This window comes from Streptomyces glaucescens (assembly GCF_000761215.1).
Taxonomy (GTDB): Bacteria; Actinomycetota; Actinomycetes; order Streptomycetales; family Streptomycetaceae; genus Streptomyces; species Streptomyces glaucescens_B.
Window position 1 is genome coordinate 2,371,387 of sequence record NZ_CP009438.1, and the last position, 19,234, is coordinate 2,390,620.

Below are 19,234 nucleotides of genomic sequence, written 5' to 3' on the forward strand. Positions count from 1 at the left end.
GACCTGCGGCTTTGTGGGGCGAACCGGCTGTGACCTGCTAGTGACCTGAGTCGGAGATTCGTCGTTGATTCGGCATGAGTCGTCCAGGTCCGAAGATTCCGCCGTTGTCGGTGACCGATGCCCAGCGGGCCGTGCTGGAGGGCTGGGTGCGTCGCCGCACGACGGCCCAGGCCCTGGCCCAGCGGTCACGGATCGTGCTGGAGTGCGCCGACGGGCACTCGATCATGGAGGTGTCCCGTCGGCTGTGCGTCTCGCCGGACACGGTCCGCACCTGGCGGAGGCGATTCCTCGAGCGTGGCCTGGACGGCCTGTCCGACGAGCCACGGCCCGGTGTCCCGCGGAAGATCACGGATGCAGACGTCGAGCGGGTCATCGTCAAGACACTCGAGGAGAAGCCCAAGAACGCCACCCACTGGTCGACCAGGTCGATGGCGGCGGCCACGGGCATGTCACAGTCGGCGATCTCACGGATCTGGCGGGCGTTCGCGCTCGCGCCGCACCGGTCGCAGACGTTCAAGCTGTCCACGGACCCGCTGTTCATCGACAAGGTCCGCGACGTGGTGGGCTGTATCTCGACCCGCCGGAGAAGGCCTTGGTCCTCTGCGTGGACGAAAAGTCCCAGATCCAGGCCCTCGACCGGTCCCAGCCCGTGCTGCCGATGGCGCCCGGCGTTCCCGAACGCCGCAGCCACGACTACGTCCGCGCCGGCACCACCACCCTGTTCGCCGCACTGGAAGTCGCCACCGGCAAGGTGATCGGCTCCCTGCACCGGCGCCACCGGGCCGTGGAGTTCAAAAAGTTCCTGGCCAAGCCCGACAAGACAGTCCCCGCCGACCTCGATGTCCATCTGATCCTGGACAACTACGTCACCCACAAGACGCCCGCCATCAAGAAGTGGCTGCTGGCACACCCGCGCTTCCATCTTCACTTCACACCGACGAGTTCGTCCTGGCTGAACCTGGTCGAGCGGTGGTTCGCCGAGCTCACGCAGAAGAAGCTCAAGCGAGGCGTCCACCGCTCCGTCCAAGCCCTCGAACGGGACATCCGCAGCTGGCTCGCCGACTGGAACGAACACCCAAGGCCGTTCATCTGGACCAAGACCGCCGACGAGATCCTCGACAAAGTAGCCGCCTACTGCCGACGAATCTCCGACTCAGGTCACTAGGACGGGTTGCAGAGGCGATCGGAGGCAGTCAGAGGAAATCGCGCTGATTCGACCCCGGATCGACCCGGGTCGCTCGGAGGCAGCCAGAGGCAACCCCTCTGATCCTGCAGCCTGAGCGGCCCGGGAGTCCGGAGTCGGACCAGACCGACGACTCCGACTCCTCGATGACGAGGCCGGTCAAGGCCAGGTAGTACGGTGTCGGTTGAGGGCGTGCCTGCGCCTCCTTGCGGACCATGTCGGTGACGGAGTCGCGCAGGTCTGTCAGATGATGCAGGGCCGCCCAGGCGGTATGGCCAGGTACGAGATGTACGCCTTCGCCTTTGCGTCCGTGATGACTAACGGGGTTCAGGAGCCGCGTCGGCCGGCGGCAGCGCGGATCAGCCCGTCCAGCCAAGAGAGCTTTCCACGCGTCGCACCTGATTGGATTCGTGATGCATCTTCCACGCCCCTCCCCTGCCGCCTGTCCTTCAACCTCATGATTCAGGCTGGAACACAGCGGTCAGAACTTTCAAGGTGCTCCATGACGAGCTGGTGCGCACGCCAGCCGTGAGCTGACTTGGGAGGGACATCCAAGTGGACGGGTTGGGTTGAGGGGGCGTTCGAGGATCGGTGCTGCAAAGACTAAAAGCCCATAATTCACTTGTTCTTCGCGGTTACTTTTGGAGGCCGCCAAGCGGTCAAGTCGTGCATGCTCAACCCATATGCGGAGCAGAGACGTTCGAGTTCGCGTTGGTACGAATTGACTTGATCGACGTCCGGCCCGGACTCTGTTCTGTCCTCCCATTGGCGAACCCAAGGGATCAGTTCCTGGACGCCCGCGAGCAAAGGGGTCATCTCGCGCACATTCCGGCGCGCCTGCTGCAACATGCCGATCAGATCCAGCAGTACGCGAACACGCTCCGTATCGCTCCAGCCGGACCAGCCGACCAGCAGATTGTCACCTTCAGCGACGACACCTGGATACGAGATGAAGCGTTCCCGGGGGATGTCCAGGCTTCCACGAAGCAACCAATAAGAGGAACTCCTGAAGTCTGCGGCGCTGTATTTCGGCGGGACGGGGATACCCAGTGCCTCACCTGTCCTGTCCTCGCTGCGCTGGAGTTGCCACACCTGCTCCCACTGGGCACGTTTACGCAGTCCTGACTCCTTGTATCTCAGCGCCGACGCATAAGGCACACACGCATCGGCCAGGATCGCCGCCAGCACATCATGAAGTGTCGCTTCCCGCCTCCCAAGATGGTCGGCCGCATAGACCGCAGCCACGGCAAGCACCGCCGCATCGGCACCGAGAATCCGTGCGAGCTGGTCGATCGTCCGCGGACGCGGGTGCCTGACCCCGCCCCTGTTCTCGAACCAGAGGCGCTCGTCCTCGCAACGGTCGAGCAACCAGGTACGCAGCGCTCGCTCCTCGCGTCGTTCCCATGGCTCGGACGACCACCGCCGCTTGTACTCCGGGCGCTCAACGGCGGCGATCACCAGATGGGACTTGATGGCGTCGATTCTGGCTCGCACGGCTTTCTTGTATGCAGTCGGCCAGTGCTGCGGAATCTCAGTGATCGGTGTGGCATTGTGCCTCTCGAACCAAGAATTCTTTACGTACCACGAGTCCGAAGCCTCGCCAGCGGCGATTTTGCGTGCCAGCACAATCTCAAAGGCACGTTCACCCGGCCGCAGCGGGGGCGGCGCAACATCAGGGCGAGTTGTCAGGCGGGCCCGGTCATCGTCGGACAACAATCCGTAGGAGCCGTAGACTTCCCAGTCCAGCTCCTCCTGAAGGGCGATCATCTGACCGCTCATCTCTTCATTAGCAGCTCTCGCCGCGTCCAAAGCATCTCGGACGGACCGATGTTCTCGGGCGCAGACAGCGCTCGGCTCATGGGCATCAAGCCGCTGGGCCAGGCCATGCAGTTCACCCGCACGGATGAATGGAGCGCTACTCGGCAACGGAAGTCGTGCCAAAGACGCCGCGGGGAACCGGTAGGCCTGGGCCCACTCCTCGCCTGGCGGAGAAGTACCTGGTCCTGCGGCCCCGATGGAAGAACCGGTTTGCTTCAACCAGAAGCAGACCGTCGACGAGTTGAGCACTCCCAGCAGCGCGATGTACTCGTCCTTTGCTGCCGTGGGCGCGAGTCGCAGTACGGGCGCGGTCCTGTTGAGTACCCGCCCGTCGTTTTCCAGGACAAAGTGGTTGTGCGTGGCCACCGATGCGAATGCGATCACTGGCTCCCGGCGAGCCTCGCGAGACCAAGATCTCCAGGTCCACCAGGGACCAGCCCCATCCCTGGACGTCCCCCGAGCACCGGAAGCCGCCCGGAGAATCTGTCGCATCGTCCAGAGGTGCCGCCCCCACGAGGCGTTGAGATCCAGTGGAAGGGGGGAACCGTCTTCGTCGTAAGGAGCCAGTACGTCCGCCGCTACTCCGGCACGCCAGTCCCGTACCGTCTCACCAGTGACCATGGCTCGGGCCAGTCCGGCCGAGTCCGGGTGCTGTGCGAACCAAGGCCGACCGAGGGCGAAGACTGCTGTCTGCCCCAGGTCCACGCCACCGCCGACGCGGCCGGCGAGGACGTCCGACAGTGTCCGGGGGGCCCGCGAGAGAAGATCCATGAGCTCCGCGCCTCCACCACCCGTCATCGCCCATGGGAAGCGGGAGAAGCGGCGCTGGGGTTCGTCCTGGACACTCACCCATTCCGAGGTGCTGCCGGGCTGGTCGATCTGGTCGACGATCGACTTCCACACGATCCCCTCGGCCGGATCCGTCGGCAGCGTCGGCTCACCATGCACGCCGAGAACCGACCGCACGCGGGTGTCACGCATGGTCGGATCGTTCCGGCCCACCAGGATCAAAGTCGGGGTCCCGTGGCCCGGCGCGTAGACGCCCGAGGTGTCGATGACATGCGTCAACGCGACGCTTGGAAAAAACTTGTCGATCAGCTTCTCACCGAAGCCCCGCTGTGTGAAGGAACTGGACGTGTACTGACCGACGTAACCGCCCGGTGTTCTCTCGGTCTTCCTCACTGCCAGTTGGAACATGCGCTGCGTGAAGAGGATCGAGAGTGGAAACGTCCCGGAGGCCACATCATAGGCTTCCCGGTACATGGCGCTTTTCGCCTTGTCAGGCACAGAAATATAGGGCGGCTCCGAGATCACCACATGGTAGGAGTTCCGACCCAACAGATCACATGTCTCGGAGAACTCGTTGACGTCGTTGACCTGTCCAGCGCCGTCCTCCTCCCCCTCCGCCAGAAGCATCAACGACGCCCCACCAGGGGCAGTACGCCCGTCCAGCAGAGCATCACCCACCGCCACATTGATCACATGCCCAGGCAGCTGAGTCAGTGCTCTACAACCGCTTGCCCGCGCGGCTGCCATCAGTATCCTGAACCGTGTGATACTTACAGCGAACGGGTTGACGTCACAGCCATGGACGGAGTCCAGGGCCCTACCGATCAGCTCGTGATCCGGAGTTCCGGGCTCCTTCGCTCGCCAGGCGCCCAGGAGTCGCTCGAAGAGCCCCAGCAAAAACGTTCCTGATCCACAAGCGGGATCGATCCCGCGAAAACCTGGGGTCCCGAATTCCGCGATAGCCGGATCGGCGGCCAGATCGAGGACGAAGTCCACGATGAATTCAGGTGTCCGAATGAGCGCGTAGGCTCTTCTCGATGCCTCGCTGATGTCCTGATACAAGTCCCCGAGGAAGCCCGTATCGAGTTCCGGGTGAGTGAAGTCGATGCGAAGGGACCCGTCTTCGTCTCTCCGCCTCCAGAACGCCATCAACGCGGCCGCGGCCTGCGGGGATGGTGACAGCTCCCACAGGGGATTGCGCGTCCTGTCGAAGATGCGGGCCATCGCCACGTGCGACCGCGCCAGGTGCGTGAACGCCTGTGCCAGCCAGTCTCGGGCGTTGCTCCCCGAAGGACCGGCACGATGGCTCTGCTGTCGCTCCTCCGCTTTCGTCAGCTGACGCCCCGGCCCCGCGATGAAGGGCTGGTCGATGAGTCCGTTGTCCTCGCAGAAGCGTACGAACACCGTGCCCAGCACCCACGCCACCGCTGCCTGGGTGATGTGCTCGTCCCGCCAGGCACCGTACGTTGCGCCTGTGCGACCGGATGCTCGCGCATGGTCGTACATGACCCGCAGCCGGTCGCGGTACCTGTCGACATCGTCGCTGCGCTCGCGGAGGTCGGCCTCGAGCGCCCGAACCTGTTTGCGCAGACCTGCAAGGAGCGCAGCCCTGTCCAGCGAGGGCGTCCCCGTATCAGCTCCGTCAGTCGGAGGCACAGCGGCGACCTCTCCTCCATACGTCGTCGACGTCCACGATCCACTGTCTCGTCGGATACATCCTGCCAGCTCCCCGACCGACGCCCGGGTTCCGGCACCGGCCACCCACCGGATGCGCGCGGCCGGTCGTGGCCTGACGCCCTATCATTCCTGTGCGCACTGACCCTGGAGGCAGCCGAACACCGCTGTGGGTTCGAGAGGCGCACCTGGGTCGGACCATCGAGGGGACACATGCTGACACGGCTCGAAGTCAGTGGATTCAAGAACCTTCTGGATCTCAGGGTCGAGTTCGGTCCCTTCACGTGCATCGCAGGAGAGAACGGCACGGGGAAGTCGAATGTCTTCGATGCAATCCAGTTCCTGAGTCTGCTCGCCGATCTCTCCATGATCGAGGCGGCCCAGGCCGTCCGCGGAACCCATGGTGCGCTGCACGGCGACGCACGCGATCTGTTCTGGAACGGTTATGCAGACGGTGAACACCTGATGACGTTCGCTGCGGAGATGATCGTCCCGGGTGAAGTGGAGGACGACTTCGGCAGGCTGGCCGAGCCGACGTCCACGTTCCTCCGCTATGAGCTCCACCTGGGATACCAGCCGCCGCAGCGTGGTGAGCGAGGTGGCAGGCTGACACTGCGGTACGAGGACCTCAGTCGGATCAGGCCCGGCGAGGCTCTGTCACATCTGCGCTTCCCGCACCGCGCCGCGGACTTCCGCAACGCGGTGGTCCGCGCTCGCCGCTCGAACGCTCCCTACATCTCTACGTCTCTCGAGACCGGTGACGCAGTCGTCAGCATCCATGCCGACGGCAGCCGCAGAGGCCAGCCCCGCCCGACGCCCGCAAGCCGAGCACCGCAGACCATGCTCTCCACGATCAACCGCAACGACGATCCGACCATCCTGGCAGCCAGACGGGAAATGCAGTCCTGGCGCCGCCTGGCTCTCGAACCCTCCGCACTGCGTACCTCCGACCGCTATACAGACCCCAGCGAGATGCAGCCCGACGGCCTGCATCTGCCGCGGAGCCTGGACCGGATCGCTCGGGAGAAGTCTCCGGATGACCCCGCTCGGATCTACTCGCGGGTCGCAGGGCGTCTGTCGGACCTGTCGGGACTGCATGTCAAGACGCTGCACGTCGAGGCGGACGACACGCGTGAGCTGCTGACGATCAAGCTCCACGAGATCGACGGCATGGTGTTGCCGGCCCGCAGTCTGTCGGAGGGAACCCTGCGCTTCCTCGCTCTGTGCGTCCTGTTGGAGGATCCGCAGGCGCACGGTCTGCTCTGCATGGAGGAACCGGAGAACGGCATCCACCCGGCCAACCTCTCGGCGATGGTCGACCTGGTACGCGATCTGGCAGTGGATCCCTTCCTGCCGGTGGACGAGGACAACCCCTTCCGACAGGTTTTGATCAACACTCACTCGCCGGGCGTCGTGCAGCTCGTCGATTCGGCAGATCTCTTGATCGCCGACACCACCATGGTTCCGGGCGTCGGAGGCAAGACAGCGCGTGCTCTGCGGCTGCGCCCCTTGGCCGACACCTGGCGCGCCGGCGGCGCGGGAAAGGGCTACGGCACCAAGGCCGACATTCTTGCGTACCTCACGGCCCCGCCAGAGGCCCGACTGACACTCAAGGACCCCTCGTGACCGTTCGTGCCCTCTATCTCTGTGAAGGATCCAGCGACACGGGCCTGCGCTTTCACATCGAGGCGATTGCAGCGGACATGGGCAGGGAAATTCTTGTGACGGTCCCCGAGCTGGACCGCCTTCCGAACAAGCCCGGTCACTCGGTGGTGGACAAGCTACGAGCCGCGCAGCAGCTGAGCGATGGAGGAGATGCGTACGACCTCGTCGTCATCCATCGTGACTCGGACCGCGAACCGCCGGACCGCCGCCGCCGGGAAATCGCGGATGCGGTGGCCGCGGTGAGCCCCGGCCTGGCGCATGTCGCGGTGATCCCCGTACGGATGCTGGAGGCGTGGCTGCTGCTCGACCAGTCAGCGATCCGCGAAGTGGCGGGCAACCCCAACGGCAAGATGGCACTCGACCTCCCCAAGCCGGCACGAGCGGAGTCGGTGGCGGATCCTAAGGCCCTGCTCAGGCAAGCGATCGCCACGGCCAGCGGAGAGAAGGGGCGAGGTCTGCAGAAGCTGCAGACTCGCTTCTCGGCGAACCGTGCGCGGCTGCTGCAGATGCTGGATCGCGAAGGGCCCGTCAAGCACCTCACGTCCTGGCAGTCGTTCACGGACGACCTGCGCAAGGTGCTGGAGGGCAGTCACTGACCTCTCGACGTCATGTGCGCTCCGCGTCTTCGGACAAGCAGCGGACCACGTACGTCATGTGCTGAACGTTGCCGACCTTGTTCCACGTGCCGGCGTTGCCCGTGCCCTTGGAACCCGTCGTCCGGGCACATTGCCGATACCAGAGATCGCCCTTGCTCGCCCCCTCTCCCCGGAAATCCGGGGATTCGGTGATCCAGCGAGCCGCCTCCCGCGTGACGCCGGTTTCGCCCCGCTTCCCAGCCCAGAACCTGGCGAGCAAGAAGGACCGTGCCGTCGTGTACCGGAGCAGTCCAAACGGCGACCGGTCGCCGTCGTCCGCCGCCCTGCTGAGGTTACGGGCGGGCAGGGTCCCGTAATCGCCGTAACGGACGGCCTCCGCATAGGACCGCCCGCTCGCGCGTATCTCGTACCACGTTTCCCAGTCTATGCGATCGGCGTCGCCCCGGTCCCGTTCCAACAGCCCGTCGATGTCGTCCGGGAAGCCGCCGGCCAACGCGGCGACCGTGCGCCATGAGGTGAGGGGGACCAGCGCGTCGAGTGCGCGCAGTGCTTCTTTGCCTGTGTCAGGACGGCCCGGGCGCACAGCCTGGAGGTCGAGGAGGAGGTCCACTCGCACCTCGGGATCCGTCCGGGCCAGCAGAGCCGCGGTGCGTTCGGCGAGTCCGTCGTTCCAGGTGTTGGGCAGTCGTATGCGTATGCCGAGACCGTTGCCGCCCTCTCGGGCACTGTGCGCGGCCACGTCCTGGTGGGAGGCGGGGCGGTCCGGGTCGGTGACCGGCCGGAGCGGGGTATGGGACCAGTAAAAGGGCAGCAGGTTCACGTACGGAGTCTTATCGAGCTCGGCGTACGGGGCGTCCAGCCATGCCCACGTGTACTTCTGTACGGCTGCGACGCGCCCGACCTCCTTGTCCACCGCCTGTTGGAGTTCGTCGGCGTTCGCTGCTGTCATGACCGGCAGTGTCCACAGGGGAGCCATTCGGTCGCGGGTCCACTGGGCGAGGTCCTTGACCGCGGCCACAGCGTGTGGACGTACGGGTAGGACAGGGACGTACAACGGTCCGGACATGGCGGCCCCCTCCACACTGCCCCGCTGTGGTCTGGGGCCAGGGTGAGCTGGAGCAACGCACGCCGAAAGGGCGCAATCCGGTCACCGACTTTCTCGCCGCGCTGTTTTCAGACCGTTTCGGTCTCCCAGCGCGCCGGTTGCGACAGGACGGCGAGGGCTCCGTCCGGGTCGGCGATCCGAGAGGCGAGCACTCGTGTGGCGAGATCTTCGGGAAGGGCCGCGGAGAACTTGAGGCCGCGTACTGCGACCGTGGAGACCTGCGGAAGATGCTCCTTGCACGGCTGACGCCGGGCTTGCGCCCACTCCTCATGGGTGAGGTCGTGGCGGAGTCGTACATAGGCGTCCGCGGGCCGCTGCAGCGGATCGACCGCACCGGCCAGCCACGCAGCGAGGGTGGCATTGGCGCGGGAACCGGCCCAGGTCCACCACCGTACGTCGCGCCCGTGGCGGGTGATCAGCGTCATCTCCGGGTGCGTGAACCGGCCCTCCGTCTCCCGTAGCTCGGCGACGGCGGCCTGCGCGCGCCGGGTGAGACGTACCTCGGGGTCCGCACCGAGCAACACCTCACGCAGGGCCTGGGCCAGCTCGTATGACAAGCCTCGAATGCTGCCGGACTGCCATTTGGCGACGCCGCCCGACTCGGCTGCCTCCACGAAGACCCGCTGCCGACGCCAGTCCACGTACGTCACCTGCCAGCTTCGTCCGGCGAGCAGCAGCCGCAGCGGCCCCTCGTGCTCCTCGACGAGCAGCGCCGGGTCCGTGTGCCCGATCTCCGAGCGCCCGTGCAACACCGTGAACTGGGGCGGCGCGGTGAACGACGCGGTGAGGTCCATGAAGTGACGCCTGCCGAAGCGCTTCTCGGCCTGTTCGCCGATGAAGTAGATGCCGCTGTCCTGTTCCAGGAAGCCCTCGGTGAGGAGGTGGTCGAGGACGGGGCGGGCGGTGGCGTCGAACGGGGCGAGGCCGTTCCACTCGTCCTGCCAGTCGGCGGCGGGCAGTTTGTGGCGCTGGAGGGTCACGGCGAGCAACTGCTGGGCGACGAGGTGCTGCGGTCCGGGCGGTGCGATGACGGGCTCCACCCAGTGCCGGCCCCACAGGAGGAGCAACCCGGCCGCCTGGAGGAGGCTCTCGTGAGACGTGGTGAGGAAGAGGCAGTTGCGGGTGCTGTCCGGGCGTCGCCCGGTGCGGCCGAGGCGTTGCAGGAAAGAAGCGACGGTGGCGGGAGAGTCGATCTGAATCACCCGGTCGAGGTCGCCGACGTCGATTCCGAGTTCGAGGGTGGAGGTGGCGACGATCACGCAGTCGCGGGCCTGCGCGAAGGCTTCCTCGGAGCGGTGGCGTTCGGCCGCCGAGAGGGAGGAGTGCGAGAGGAAAACGGTCACACCGCGCGCCCGCAGCGCTTGACCGAGCTCCTCGACCTGGCGGCGGGACTCGCAGAAGACGAGCCGCTTCTCGCCCCGGTGGAGGGCGGAGATGACGGTGGCGGCGTTCGACAGGGAGCCGACGTAGTCCAACTCGATGTCCCCTGGCGGCGGTCCGCCGCTCTCCCGCCGGGCCTCCCCTGCCGCCGGCGACGGGCGGAGTCCGACGCCGGGGGCGACAACCCTGCCGGGCCGGTGGCCGTGTCCGGAGCCCTGGAGCCAGGCGAGGAGCTGGTCCGGGTTGCCGACTGTGGCCGACAGGCCGACACGCTGCAACGACCGCCCGGTCAGCCGCTGAAGGCGCTCCAGGACCGCCAGCAGATGCCAGCCGCGGTCGTCGCCGGCGAAGGCGTGCACCTCGTCCACGACGACGGTCTGCACTGCGCCGAGCAGCAGGGCGTGGTCGGTCTTGACGCTGATGAGCTGCGCTTCGAGGGACTCCGGCGTGGTGAGGAGGATGTCGGGCGGCTCGCGCCGCAGGCGCCGTCGTTCTGCCTCGGCCGTGTCGCCGTGCCAGAGCGCCGCCGTGCGCCCGAGCCACTGGGCGTAGGTGTGCAGGCGAGGCTGGAGGTTGTTCAGGAGGGCGCGCAGTGGCGTGAGGTAGAGAACCGAGGTACCGGACCAGCCGTTCCGGGCCATGGCGGTGAGGAGGGGGAAGGCGGCTGCCTCGGTTTTGCCGCCGGCTGTCGGCGCGAGCAGGATCGCGTCCTCGCCGTCGAGCAGTGGCCCGATCGCCGCGGACTGCAGGGGTCTGAGGCCCGGCCAGCCGAGGCTGTTGACGATGTGGTGGAGGACGACCGGATCCAACCGGTCGATGGGGTCCGTGCCCGTCGCCGCGCCCTCGCTCACAGGTCGAGCTCCACCTCGTCGGCCGACGTCGCCGAGGCCGCCGTGATGGTGGCCGCATGGCGTTCGGCGTCGGTGAGTTCGGTGCGGTCGACGGTGAGGCGGTAGTGGACGCGCGGATCGAAGTCGGGGAACTGGTCGATGCGGTCGAGGACGTCACCGACCAGCTTCTTGAGGTAGAGGCGAGGAGCGACGCCGACCTTGCCACCCAGAGCACCGCCGACCGCGCGGGCCAGGTCGGCGACGTAAGCGTCGTCGGCGACCGAGAGCAGCCGTCCGGGGTCGGTGCTCCCCGCCGCGTACACGTCCCGGATCTTCCGGCCCAGCTCGGTCAACGAATTCAACTGGAAGCCCGGAAGCCGGAGTTGCACCGCTCGCGGGTTGTCGAAGCGGGGATCGGTGGAGAAGTCGGTGGCGAGGCGCTGGGCAAGCGGGGCGAGGCGCTGTACACCCTGGGGGCCGTCGTAGAAGGCCGGAGTACCGGTGATCACCAGGTAGAGGCCGGGGAACCGGCCGGAGTGGACTTCGTCGATGAGCTGCCGCAAGGCGTTGAGCGCTTTGTCGCGGGCGTCGGAGCGCACCCGCTGCAGGGTCTCCACTTCGTCGAGGACAAGGAGGAGCCCGGGGTGCCCGCTGTCGCGCAGTACGGCCAGGAGTCCCTGGAGGAAACCGAGGGCCCCGAAGTGGTCGAGGTCGCCGCGGACCCCCGCGGCACGTTTGGCGGCGGCGGCCACGTGCGGTTCGCCGCCGAGCCAGGCGAGGACGGCCGCGGCGGTGGCCTCGTCACCCGCTCCCAGCGCCGAGTGGTAGCCGCGCAGGGCGGCGGCGAATCCTGGGGCGTCCCGGGAGACCTCCGAGAGACGGTCGTCGAGGAGCCTGGCCACGGCGGCTTCGAGCCGGGAGTCGTCGGCGCCCTCGGCCAGGGCGTCCTCTTCGAGCGCGTAGAACCATGCGTCGACGACAGGACGGAGTGCCGACGGCGGAAAGCTCGCGGTGGCCAGGCGCTCGGTGGCCCGTCGGTAGACCGTCTCCAACCGGTGCAGGGGCGTCTCGGTCTCGGACACCTGCACCTCGGCGACCGCGAAGCCACGCCGCTTGGCACGCTCGCCGAGCCAGCGGGCGAAGAACGTCTTACCGCTACCGTATTCGCCGCGCACGGCCTTGAAGGCAGAGCCGCCGCCTATGACGGCGTCCAGTTCAGCGTCCACGGCCGCCTCGAACCGATCGAGGCCGGTGGCCAGGAGATCGAGACCGCTGTCGGGCACGGCTCCACGTCGCAGCGCGTCGACGACGGCCCGCCGCCGCGCGGGCGACACCGCACCGGCGGGAGCAGGGGATGCGGAAGAGGACGGCTGATCACTCACTTTGCCAGTTTCCCACGGTCACCGCCCGCCCGGCTCCGGTCTCCGGGGACAGGGCGGGCGGCACGGCGCCGCGGTTGCTCCTCACAGCCGGAACTGGGTTTTCAGCAGCGGCACGTTGAGGCGGAGGGTGCGGTTGTCCGGCAGGATTTCCAGAACCTGCTCACCGTCGTGGTTGAGGAGCTGACGCAGTACGGCGGCGAAGCCCACGGCGCGTGCGGGCCGCTCTCCGGCTCGCTGAGCCAGCGCTGTGAGGGGCAGAGTCCCGGACTCGAGCAGCTCCTGCACAGCGGCGCGTACCTTCTCCAGGTCCAGCCTGCGGCCGACGAGCTCCACCTGGGCCTTGAAGACCTCCGAGTCGAGGAGCGTGTCCACGAGCGTGGTGGGTAGATCGGGCTCCGGAGCGGCCTCCACCTCCGCTGGCCGGTCCTGCCGCATTGGGACGTCGACGGCCTGCTCGGCGAACAGGCTCTCCTCCTGCGCGGCCGGCTTCGGCCTCGCCGGGCGGCGGCGTGCCAGAGCGGGCGCGGCGGCCGGTGCCGCAGCCGGGGCAGCCGGGCTCTCGGGCATGCGGTCGAGCGACCACCACTGGGGAGCCGGATCCCCCAGCTCCCGCCATCCCTCGGGAGGTGTGGCACCGAACGGCAGGTATGCCTGGAGCGGAATGGCGATCTCAGCGAGGGAGGCACCGCCGTGGTAGCCGGCCTTGCGTGCCGTGTAGCGGCTGTCGGCGTCCCACAGGGCTGTGACGGCTCCCCCGGGCTCCGGGGCGACCACGCGCGGTCCACGGAGCCGGATCTCCCGATCGTCCAACTCTCCTTCGTCGTACGGACGGTAGCGGTCCGCGGCGTCGGGCACGGACACGCGCCGGTCGCGCCGGTCTACGACGTGCCCGTGGTCGGAGAGCAACAGGACTGCCATACCTTCGGCAGCGGCGGTGTCGAGGAGTTCGCCGAGGAAGCCGACCTCGTCGACGGTCCACCGAGTGGCGCCGAGGCGCTGCTCCTTCGCGAGCCGGTCGTCGATGGTGTTCAGGACGACCGCGACATGGGTGCGCCCGTCGTGCAGGGCGGCTTCCAGCGAGGCACTGAAGGGGCTGCCGGTGCGTTCCGCGCGCAGGTCGTCCTTGTGGAAAACGGCCGCCGCACGCCCGGAACCGGCGAACGGGTGCCGTGCGAAGAGCCGCTTCTCGTCGGCCTGGGTGCCGCGCAGCAGCCGTCCGGCGAACAGGCTGGTGCGGCTGACGGCGGTGACGCTGGGCAGCGCGGCGGCCACGGCCCTGCGCTGAGGCCGTCCCTCGGCCTCCGGGAAGGGGTCGTACTCGCTGAAGCGGTCGCGCAGCTCCTGCCCGAGCTCGGCGGCGATGGCGGCGGTCATACCGTCGACGACGACGATCAGCAGACGCCGCCGGTCCTTGCCCTGAACGGCCGGGGCGGCTACCCGATCGAGGAAGTCCTCCACGGTGAGGAGAGAGCCGGGCGCGCCACCGCTCTCCGTCCAGGCGGCCAGGCGCTGCGCGAAGGCCCGGTCCATCTCACGCCTGCGCTCGCGGACCTGTTCACCGAGACGGTCGTACGCGTCCCGCAGGACCGGGACGTCCTCGCCGCCCGCCTCTATCCGGTCGAGGGCGAAGTCGGCCCAGGCGGTGTCGGTGACCTGCAGCGTCAGCCACTCCTCGACCGACCGCAGCTGCTGTACTGGTACGGCCAGCCAGGCGGCGAGCCTCAGTGCCATACGGGCACGCTCGACGCGAGCTCGCCCCTCCGGGCGCGAGGCGAACCGATGCTCGCCCCATGCCTTCACCACCGACGAGATGCGGTCGAGGTCACCGGTGGCCAGGGCCGCGCCGGTGCGCGCCGCACGGGCCTCGAAGCCGGACGAGAGGAAGGGGCTCTCGGCCGCGGCCTCCTCGGCCCCGAACTGGTGGGCCAGCAACTCGGCGCGCTGCAGCAGGGGCGTCAGCGTGCGCCGGTCCTGCCTGGTGAGGAGCGTCTCCACGACCGCTTCAGTCACTGTGCCGTATCGGGCGAAGCGTGCATCGGACTCCTCGGGGGCCAGCCCTGCCTGGCCGCCGGCCCACAGCTCGGCCTTGCCGCGCGCCCGGTACACCTCCGGGCCCGGGGCGTCAGTGTGGGTCCACAGGGCGGCGGCGATCAGGCCGTACGCCAGTGCGTCGGTCCCGTGGCCTTGTCCGACCAGGCCGAAGAGGACGGCGGCGGCCGGCCCGCCCTGCCCCTCCTCGCAGAGGAAGTCGGCGAGACCGTCGCGTTCGGCGTCGCGGAGGGCGAGGAACTGTTCGGCGGCCCCGGGCCGCACGGCCCAGCGCAGCAGGGCGGGGAGATCGATGCGGTCGTCGGCGAGGCCTGGCGAGTCGTCCGCGCCGTCCGCGTACCGGCCGAGGCCGAGTCGGCGCTGGGCGAGCTGGGCGAGGGCGTGATCGCGAGTGAGGACGCCGCCCGCGATTTTCGGCCAGCCGTCGAGCGGAGCCGCCTCGAGCAGCGCCTCGGCGGCCCAGCCTTCACCGCTTCGCTGCAGCCGGAGGTCGTAGGATCCGGCGCCGAAGGAGGTGCGGACCACTTCCCAGTTGTCCACGCTGCGGATGCCGCGCTTCCACACACGGGCAAGCAGCCCGGAATCGAGCTCGGCTTCCTCGCGGTCAGTGAGCACGACCAGGACAGGGGGTGCGTCACCGGAACCGTCGAGGTGGCCGAGGATCTGCTCGTGCACGGCGAGCGGTGACGGGGCCGCGACGACGGATGCCTGCCGCCCGCCGCCGTAGCCGAGGACGTTGGGCCCGTCCCACTCGGGGAGGGCGCGGAGCAGTACGACCTCACGGTTACGACCGTCCAGTCCCGGCCTGGCGGCCAGGTACTGGGTGAGAAGCGAGGGAGTGAGCCGGGCGAGGCCGGCGGCAGTGGTAGCGAAGGTCACTCGTCCACCACCTGCCACTTGATGTCGATCTCGGCCTCGGGGTTCTCCTCGACGAGTGCACGGATCTCGGCGGCGAACTCGGCCGCGGCGGTACGTGCCTTGGTGCGGCCGCCACCGGCCCGCCGTGCTCCGCCAGCGGCCGTGTGGGTGGACGGCACGGACGGCTCGGCGTCGTCCCCCTTCAGCGAGATGTCGTCGGCGCCGGAGGGACCGGCGGTCGGCTGCGGCTGGGGCGGGCCGGGCCGGTTGGCCCTCAGCAAGGCGATCACCTCGCGCCGTGCGGCCTCCAGGGCAGCGGCGAGGTCGTTGGTCTGCTGGTCACTGCGGGCGGCGGCCTTCAGCCGTTCCAGGACGGAGTGGCCTTCCGGACCCTCCGTCTCGGCGAGGTCCAGGGTGTCCCAGTCGGCGTTGGCGAGCGCTGTGGCGACCTTCTTGGCCTGCACGAGCGAGGTGCCGTAGCGCAGCGGCGACACGCCCCGCAGGTCGAAGCCGGCGAGGGTTTCCACGGTGCGGCGGGCGGCTGCCGAGCCCGCCTCGGCGGTCTCCGCCAGCCGCTTGACGAGGGCCAGGGAGTGGCGGGCGAGGGCGAGCCGCCCTGCCGGGTCCGCCTCGTCGAGGCCGAGCCTGTTCTGCACGGCCTCCAGGCGACGCACCAGTTCCCCGGCGTCCTCGGCGAGCGAGCGGGCCTGTTCGCGGACGGCGGTGGCGAACTGGTTGATGATCTGCCCGCGGTAGAGCCGGGACTTGGGCTTGTCCCCGAAGAGGGACTCGAAGCGGGATAGCGCCTCCTCCCAGTCGGACTCCGCAGGCCGCGGCTGGGTGCGCAGGGCGTCGCCAGGGCGGGCGGTGAAGGCGAGGGACACGTCCTGGACACCGCCGCCACGTACCCAAACGCGGTCGTCGATCTCGGCGAAGGAGGCGATCACGAGCTGCCGGACCGTCTCGTGCAGGCCACGCGGCTCGGGCCGGTCCAGCCAGTCCGTCAGGCGCACGTACGTCAGGTCGTCGCCGGCGGGAAGGCGGTCGGCGCGAGCCTGGCCGGTGAAGAACTCCGTCCAGTACGAGGACAGTTCGAAGTACGCCTCACCCATGGTGCCGAGCTTCAGCGGCTCGGCCAGCCGCCGCATCAGGTTGCGGTCACCGGACGGCACCTCGACACGCCGGTCGCGTGCCGCAGCGGCCTGCTTCACGAGGCCGTACACCTTCTTCGCGTCGGCTGTGGTGACCGCCCGGCCGGGGGTGTCCTGGTCGAGCACCGGGTGGGCCGGGAACTGGCGCTCCAGGAGACGTGCGGCGATGACCCGGACGGCCTTGCTGAATGAGGCGCCGATCGGGAGCGACAGGCCGGGCACCGGGTACACGGCGTCGAGGTGGTCGTCGAAGCCGAGCTGGACCTCGCTCTCCTTCTTGTCCGCGAGCCCGTACGCCTGCTTGAACGCCTTCTCGGCCTCCCGCGTCAGGGTGTCACGCTGGGCTTCGAGCAACTGCCAGGCGCGTACCCGCTTGTCCTGGCCCAGGTGCTTGGCGAAGGTGCCGTGGAAGCGGTCTTCGTCGGAGAGGACGTTGTCGATGACGGTGAGCCGCCGGAAGCTGTCCCGCGCCTGCCGAGATAGGTGGGTGGGCAACCAGGCAAGGGTGCGGGCCGGCCCGTCGGGGCTTTCCTGATTCCGCAGTCCGTCGATGCGCATGGCGTCCTCGCGCGGACCGAACTCCCCGTCGTCGAATGGATAGTCGACGACGATCCGCCACAGGCCGTCGGTGGCCGGCTTCAGGCTCTGGTCACTGACGCGGTCCTTGTCACGGACGTTGGCGAAGGTCACCTCGACGGTGCGGGGCGAGCCCTTCCACACGAAGCTGAGCTCGTCGCCTACGCGCCCCTCACCCAAGTCGAACTGGCGGCGCAGGATCCGCTCGGCGAGGTCCCGCTGGAAACGGGTCTGGGTGTAGGTGTTCGCGTTGGCGAGGATCGAGTCGAGGTCGATGTCGGTCAGTTCGAGGAGCACGGAGGCCTTTGCTCCGGAACCGCTGACCTTGATCTCGGCGAACTGCCCGGCCCATTGACTGAGCTTGCCTTCCAGGGCCTGCACCTCGCCGCCCTTGAACCGGCTCTTGATCGAGCCGTGGTTCAAGGCGAGCAGCCGCTCCACCGTGAGGTTCTGCAAGGACACCGCGCCGGGGGCGAGAGCGGACAGCAGCAGGGTGCGCATGATCCGGTCATCGCCGAGGAACGCGCTCAGAGGGGGCCGGCGTTCAGCGGGCACCGACTCGGGGTCGGCCTCGTAGGCGACGGCCTCCTCATCGTTGACCTTGTGGGTGGTGAGCAGGTAAGGCCGCAGCTTGGTCTTGTACAGCCGCTCGGCCGACTCGAACACCACACGCGTCGCGTCCTGGAACGGCTTGTCGCCGCCCTTGCCCAAGTAGGGATAGAGATCACCGAGGCATACGAGGTCGCCCAGGCGCAGCCGGTTGCGCTGGTCGGCGAGGATCTCGCCCATGAGCTTCATGCCGGTGCGGTTGCGCTGCAGGGCTGAGGAGATCTGGACGAGGGCATCCATGAAGGCCGGGGTGAACGGATACGCCTTGCGCAACGGCTCCTCACCCGACCCGACCAGGGCCTGATCGTCACCGAGCCAGGTGTCGCGCACGGCACCGGGATTGGCGGCGAGCAGCCGGTCGAGTCCGGCCTGCACCTCCTGCTCCGCCTGCGCCGAGCGAGGCTTGAGCAGGCGCTCGTGCGCGACCTCGGGAAGATTTCGGTCCTCCAGCTTGATGGACTCGATGCGGCCGGAGGCAAAGTTGAGGTTGTGCTGCATGGCCAGCTCGGCCGTGCCGTGCATCTCCTCGCCGGTGATCTCCCGCAGGTCGCGCTGCCGAGCGATGAAGGAGATGACGGGGATGGCGCGCCGGCTGTCGCCGCCCTCCACGAAGTTGGTGAACTTTCCCGACTCGCGCAAGGCCCGCTTCTCGTCCTGCATCATCATCGTCAGCCAGAGCATCAGCTCGTCGAGGAAGAGCACGAGCCCGTCGTAGTTGAGGGACTTGGCGTGCTCGGCGATGACGGACAGGCCCTCGTCAAGCGGGATGAAACCGTCGCCCTGGGCAGCGATCTTGCCGTACTGACGGGCGACGGTCCGCATCGCATCCTGGGTGAGGCGGGCACGGAGTTCGGCCGGGGTGGAGGGGTTCTCCAGGTCGAGACGGACGCTCTTGTCGTGGACCTCGGCAGCGTCCAGCGCGACGCTGAGCCGCTCGGAGGTCCAGAAGGCGGCGGAGTTGCCCCACTCGTCGACCTCGCCCTCGGCGCCGGCGTTGAGCTGTGCGAGGAACTGCTCATCGCCGAAGTCCTGCCGCATGTCGCGGAGTTGGTCGAAGAGGGCGTCAGTACGGTAGACGCGCGGGGTGGGGGCGTCCTTGTGGTGCTTGGCCACCCAGTCGACGTAACCGCCGAGCACCCGGTGCTCCAGGCTCTCGGCGTTCAGCATGTGGTACGGCACGAGCATGAACTTCTTGCCGCCCTCTCGCAGCCAGCCGAACTCCTGGTACAGCGGGTCGAACTCCTGCCGGGCGCGTGCCGCTGAGCTGTTCGAGAGCAGCGCGTGCAGTACGGCCATGAAGTGCGACTTACCGGCACCGAACGAGCCGTGCAGGTACGCGGCCTTGGAGCTCTGCGTCTCCAGCGCGGTCGAGATCAGACCGAGGGCCTCGCGGAAGTTCCCCAGCAACTCCCTGGTGACGACGTAGTCCTGCAGGGCCTTCTGGGAACCCTCCTCGGTGACCGCCTCCGCCAGCTTGAGCACATAGGAGGAGGTGGAGACCGACGACGGCAGGTCCATCAGGTCCTTGAGCAGCGGTGTCTGGCGCTCTCGGGCGGGGGCGGCCATCGG

General features: G+C 68.2%; 8 protein-coding genes and 1 pseudogene. 3 read left to right on the forward strand and 6 right to left on the reverse strand.

The window, feature by feature from the left end; all coding sequences use genetic code 11:
• Nucleotides 1-74 precede the first annotated feature (74 nt).
• A pseudogene (locus SGLAU_RS10255) lies at nucleotides 75-1,165 on the forward strand (IS630 family transposase).
• Nucleotides 1,166-1,801: 636 nt separating this feature from the next.
• Here the strand turns inward: SGLAU_RS10255 and pglX are convergent.
• On the reverse strand, nucleotides 1,802-5,446 hold the full coding sequence (gene pglX / locus SGLAU_RS10260) for a BREX-2 system adenine-specific DNA-methyltransferase PglX (protein WP_052413696.1): 3,645 nt from the start codon (nucleotides 5,444-5,446) through the stop codon (nucleotides 1,802-1,804).
• Nucleotides 5,447-5,677: 231 nt separating this feature from the next.
• On the opposite strand from pglX, the gene SGLAU_RS10265 reads away from it, so the two are divergent.
• Nucleotides 5,678-7,090: an AAA family ATPase gene (locus SGLAU_RS10265; RefSeq protein WP_043500387.1), complete on the forward strand. Its 1,413-nt coding sequence runs from the start codon at nucleotides 5,678-5,680 to the stop codon at nucleotides 7,088-7,090.
• On the forward strand, nucleotides 7,087-7,725 hold the full coding sequence (locus tag SGLAU_RS10270) for a hypothetical protein (protein ID WP_043500389.1): 639 nt from the start codon (nucleotides 7,087-7,089) through the stop codon (nucleotides 7,723-7,725). Before SGLAU_RS10265 ends, SGLAU_RS10270 begins: the two co-directional genes overlap by 4 nt.
• Nucleotides 7,726-7,735: 10 nt before the next feature.
• Here the strand turns inward: SGLAU_RS10270 and SGLAU_RS10275 are convergent, their stop codons facing one another.
• The 5 genes from SGLAU_RS10275 to pglY form a co-directional block, all read right to left on the reverse strand.
• Entirely contained in the window at nucleotides 7,736-8,791 is a 1,056-nt protein-coding gene (locus tag SGLAU_RS10275; protein ID WP_043500390.1) for a beta family protein, read from the reverse strand.
• A gap of 107 nt (nucleotides 8,792-8,898) precedes the next feature.
• Entirely contained in the window at nucleotides 8,899-11,061 is a 2,163-nt protein-coding gene (locus SGLAU_RS10280; RefSeq protein WP_043500392.1) for a DEAD/DEAH box helicase, read from the reverse strand.
• Nucleotides 11,058-12,422, reverse strand: a complete 1,365-nt coding sequence (gene brxD / locus SGLAU_RS10285; RefSeq protein WP_043500395.1) for a BREX system ATP-binding protein BrxD — start codon at nucleotides 12,420-12,422, stop codon at nucleotides 11,058-11,060. The genes SGLAU_RS10280 and brxD overlap by 4 nt, the downstream gene beginning before the upstream one ends.
• Nucleotides 12,423-12,503: 81 nt before the next feature.
• Nucleotides 12,504-15,350 (reverse strand): BREX-2 system phosphatase PglZ, encoded by a 2,847-nt coding sequence (gene pglZ, locus SGLAU_RS10290; RefSeq protein WP_043500396.1) that lies wholly within the window; start codon nucleotides 15,348-15,350, stop codon nucleotides 12,504-12,506.
• Nucleotides 15,347-19,231: a BREX-2 system ATPase PglY gene (pglY, locus tag SGLAU_RS10295; RefSeq protein ID WP_043500398.1), complete on the reverse strand. Its 3,885-nt coding sequence runs from the start codon at nucleotides 19,229-19,231 to the stop codon at nucleotides 15,347-15,349. Before pglY ends, pglZ begins: the two co-directional genes overlap by 4 nt.
• Nucleotides 19,232-19,234 lie beyond the last annotated feature (3 nt).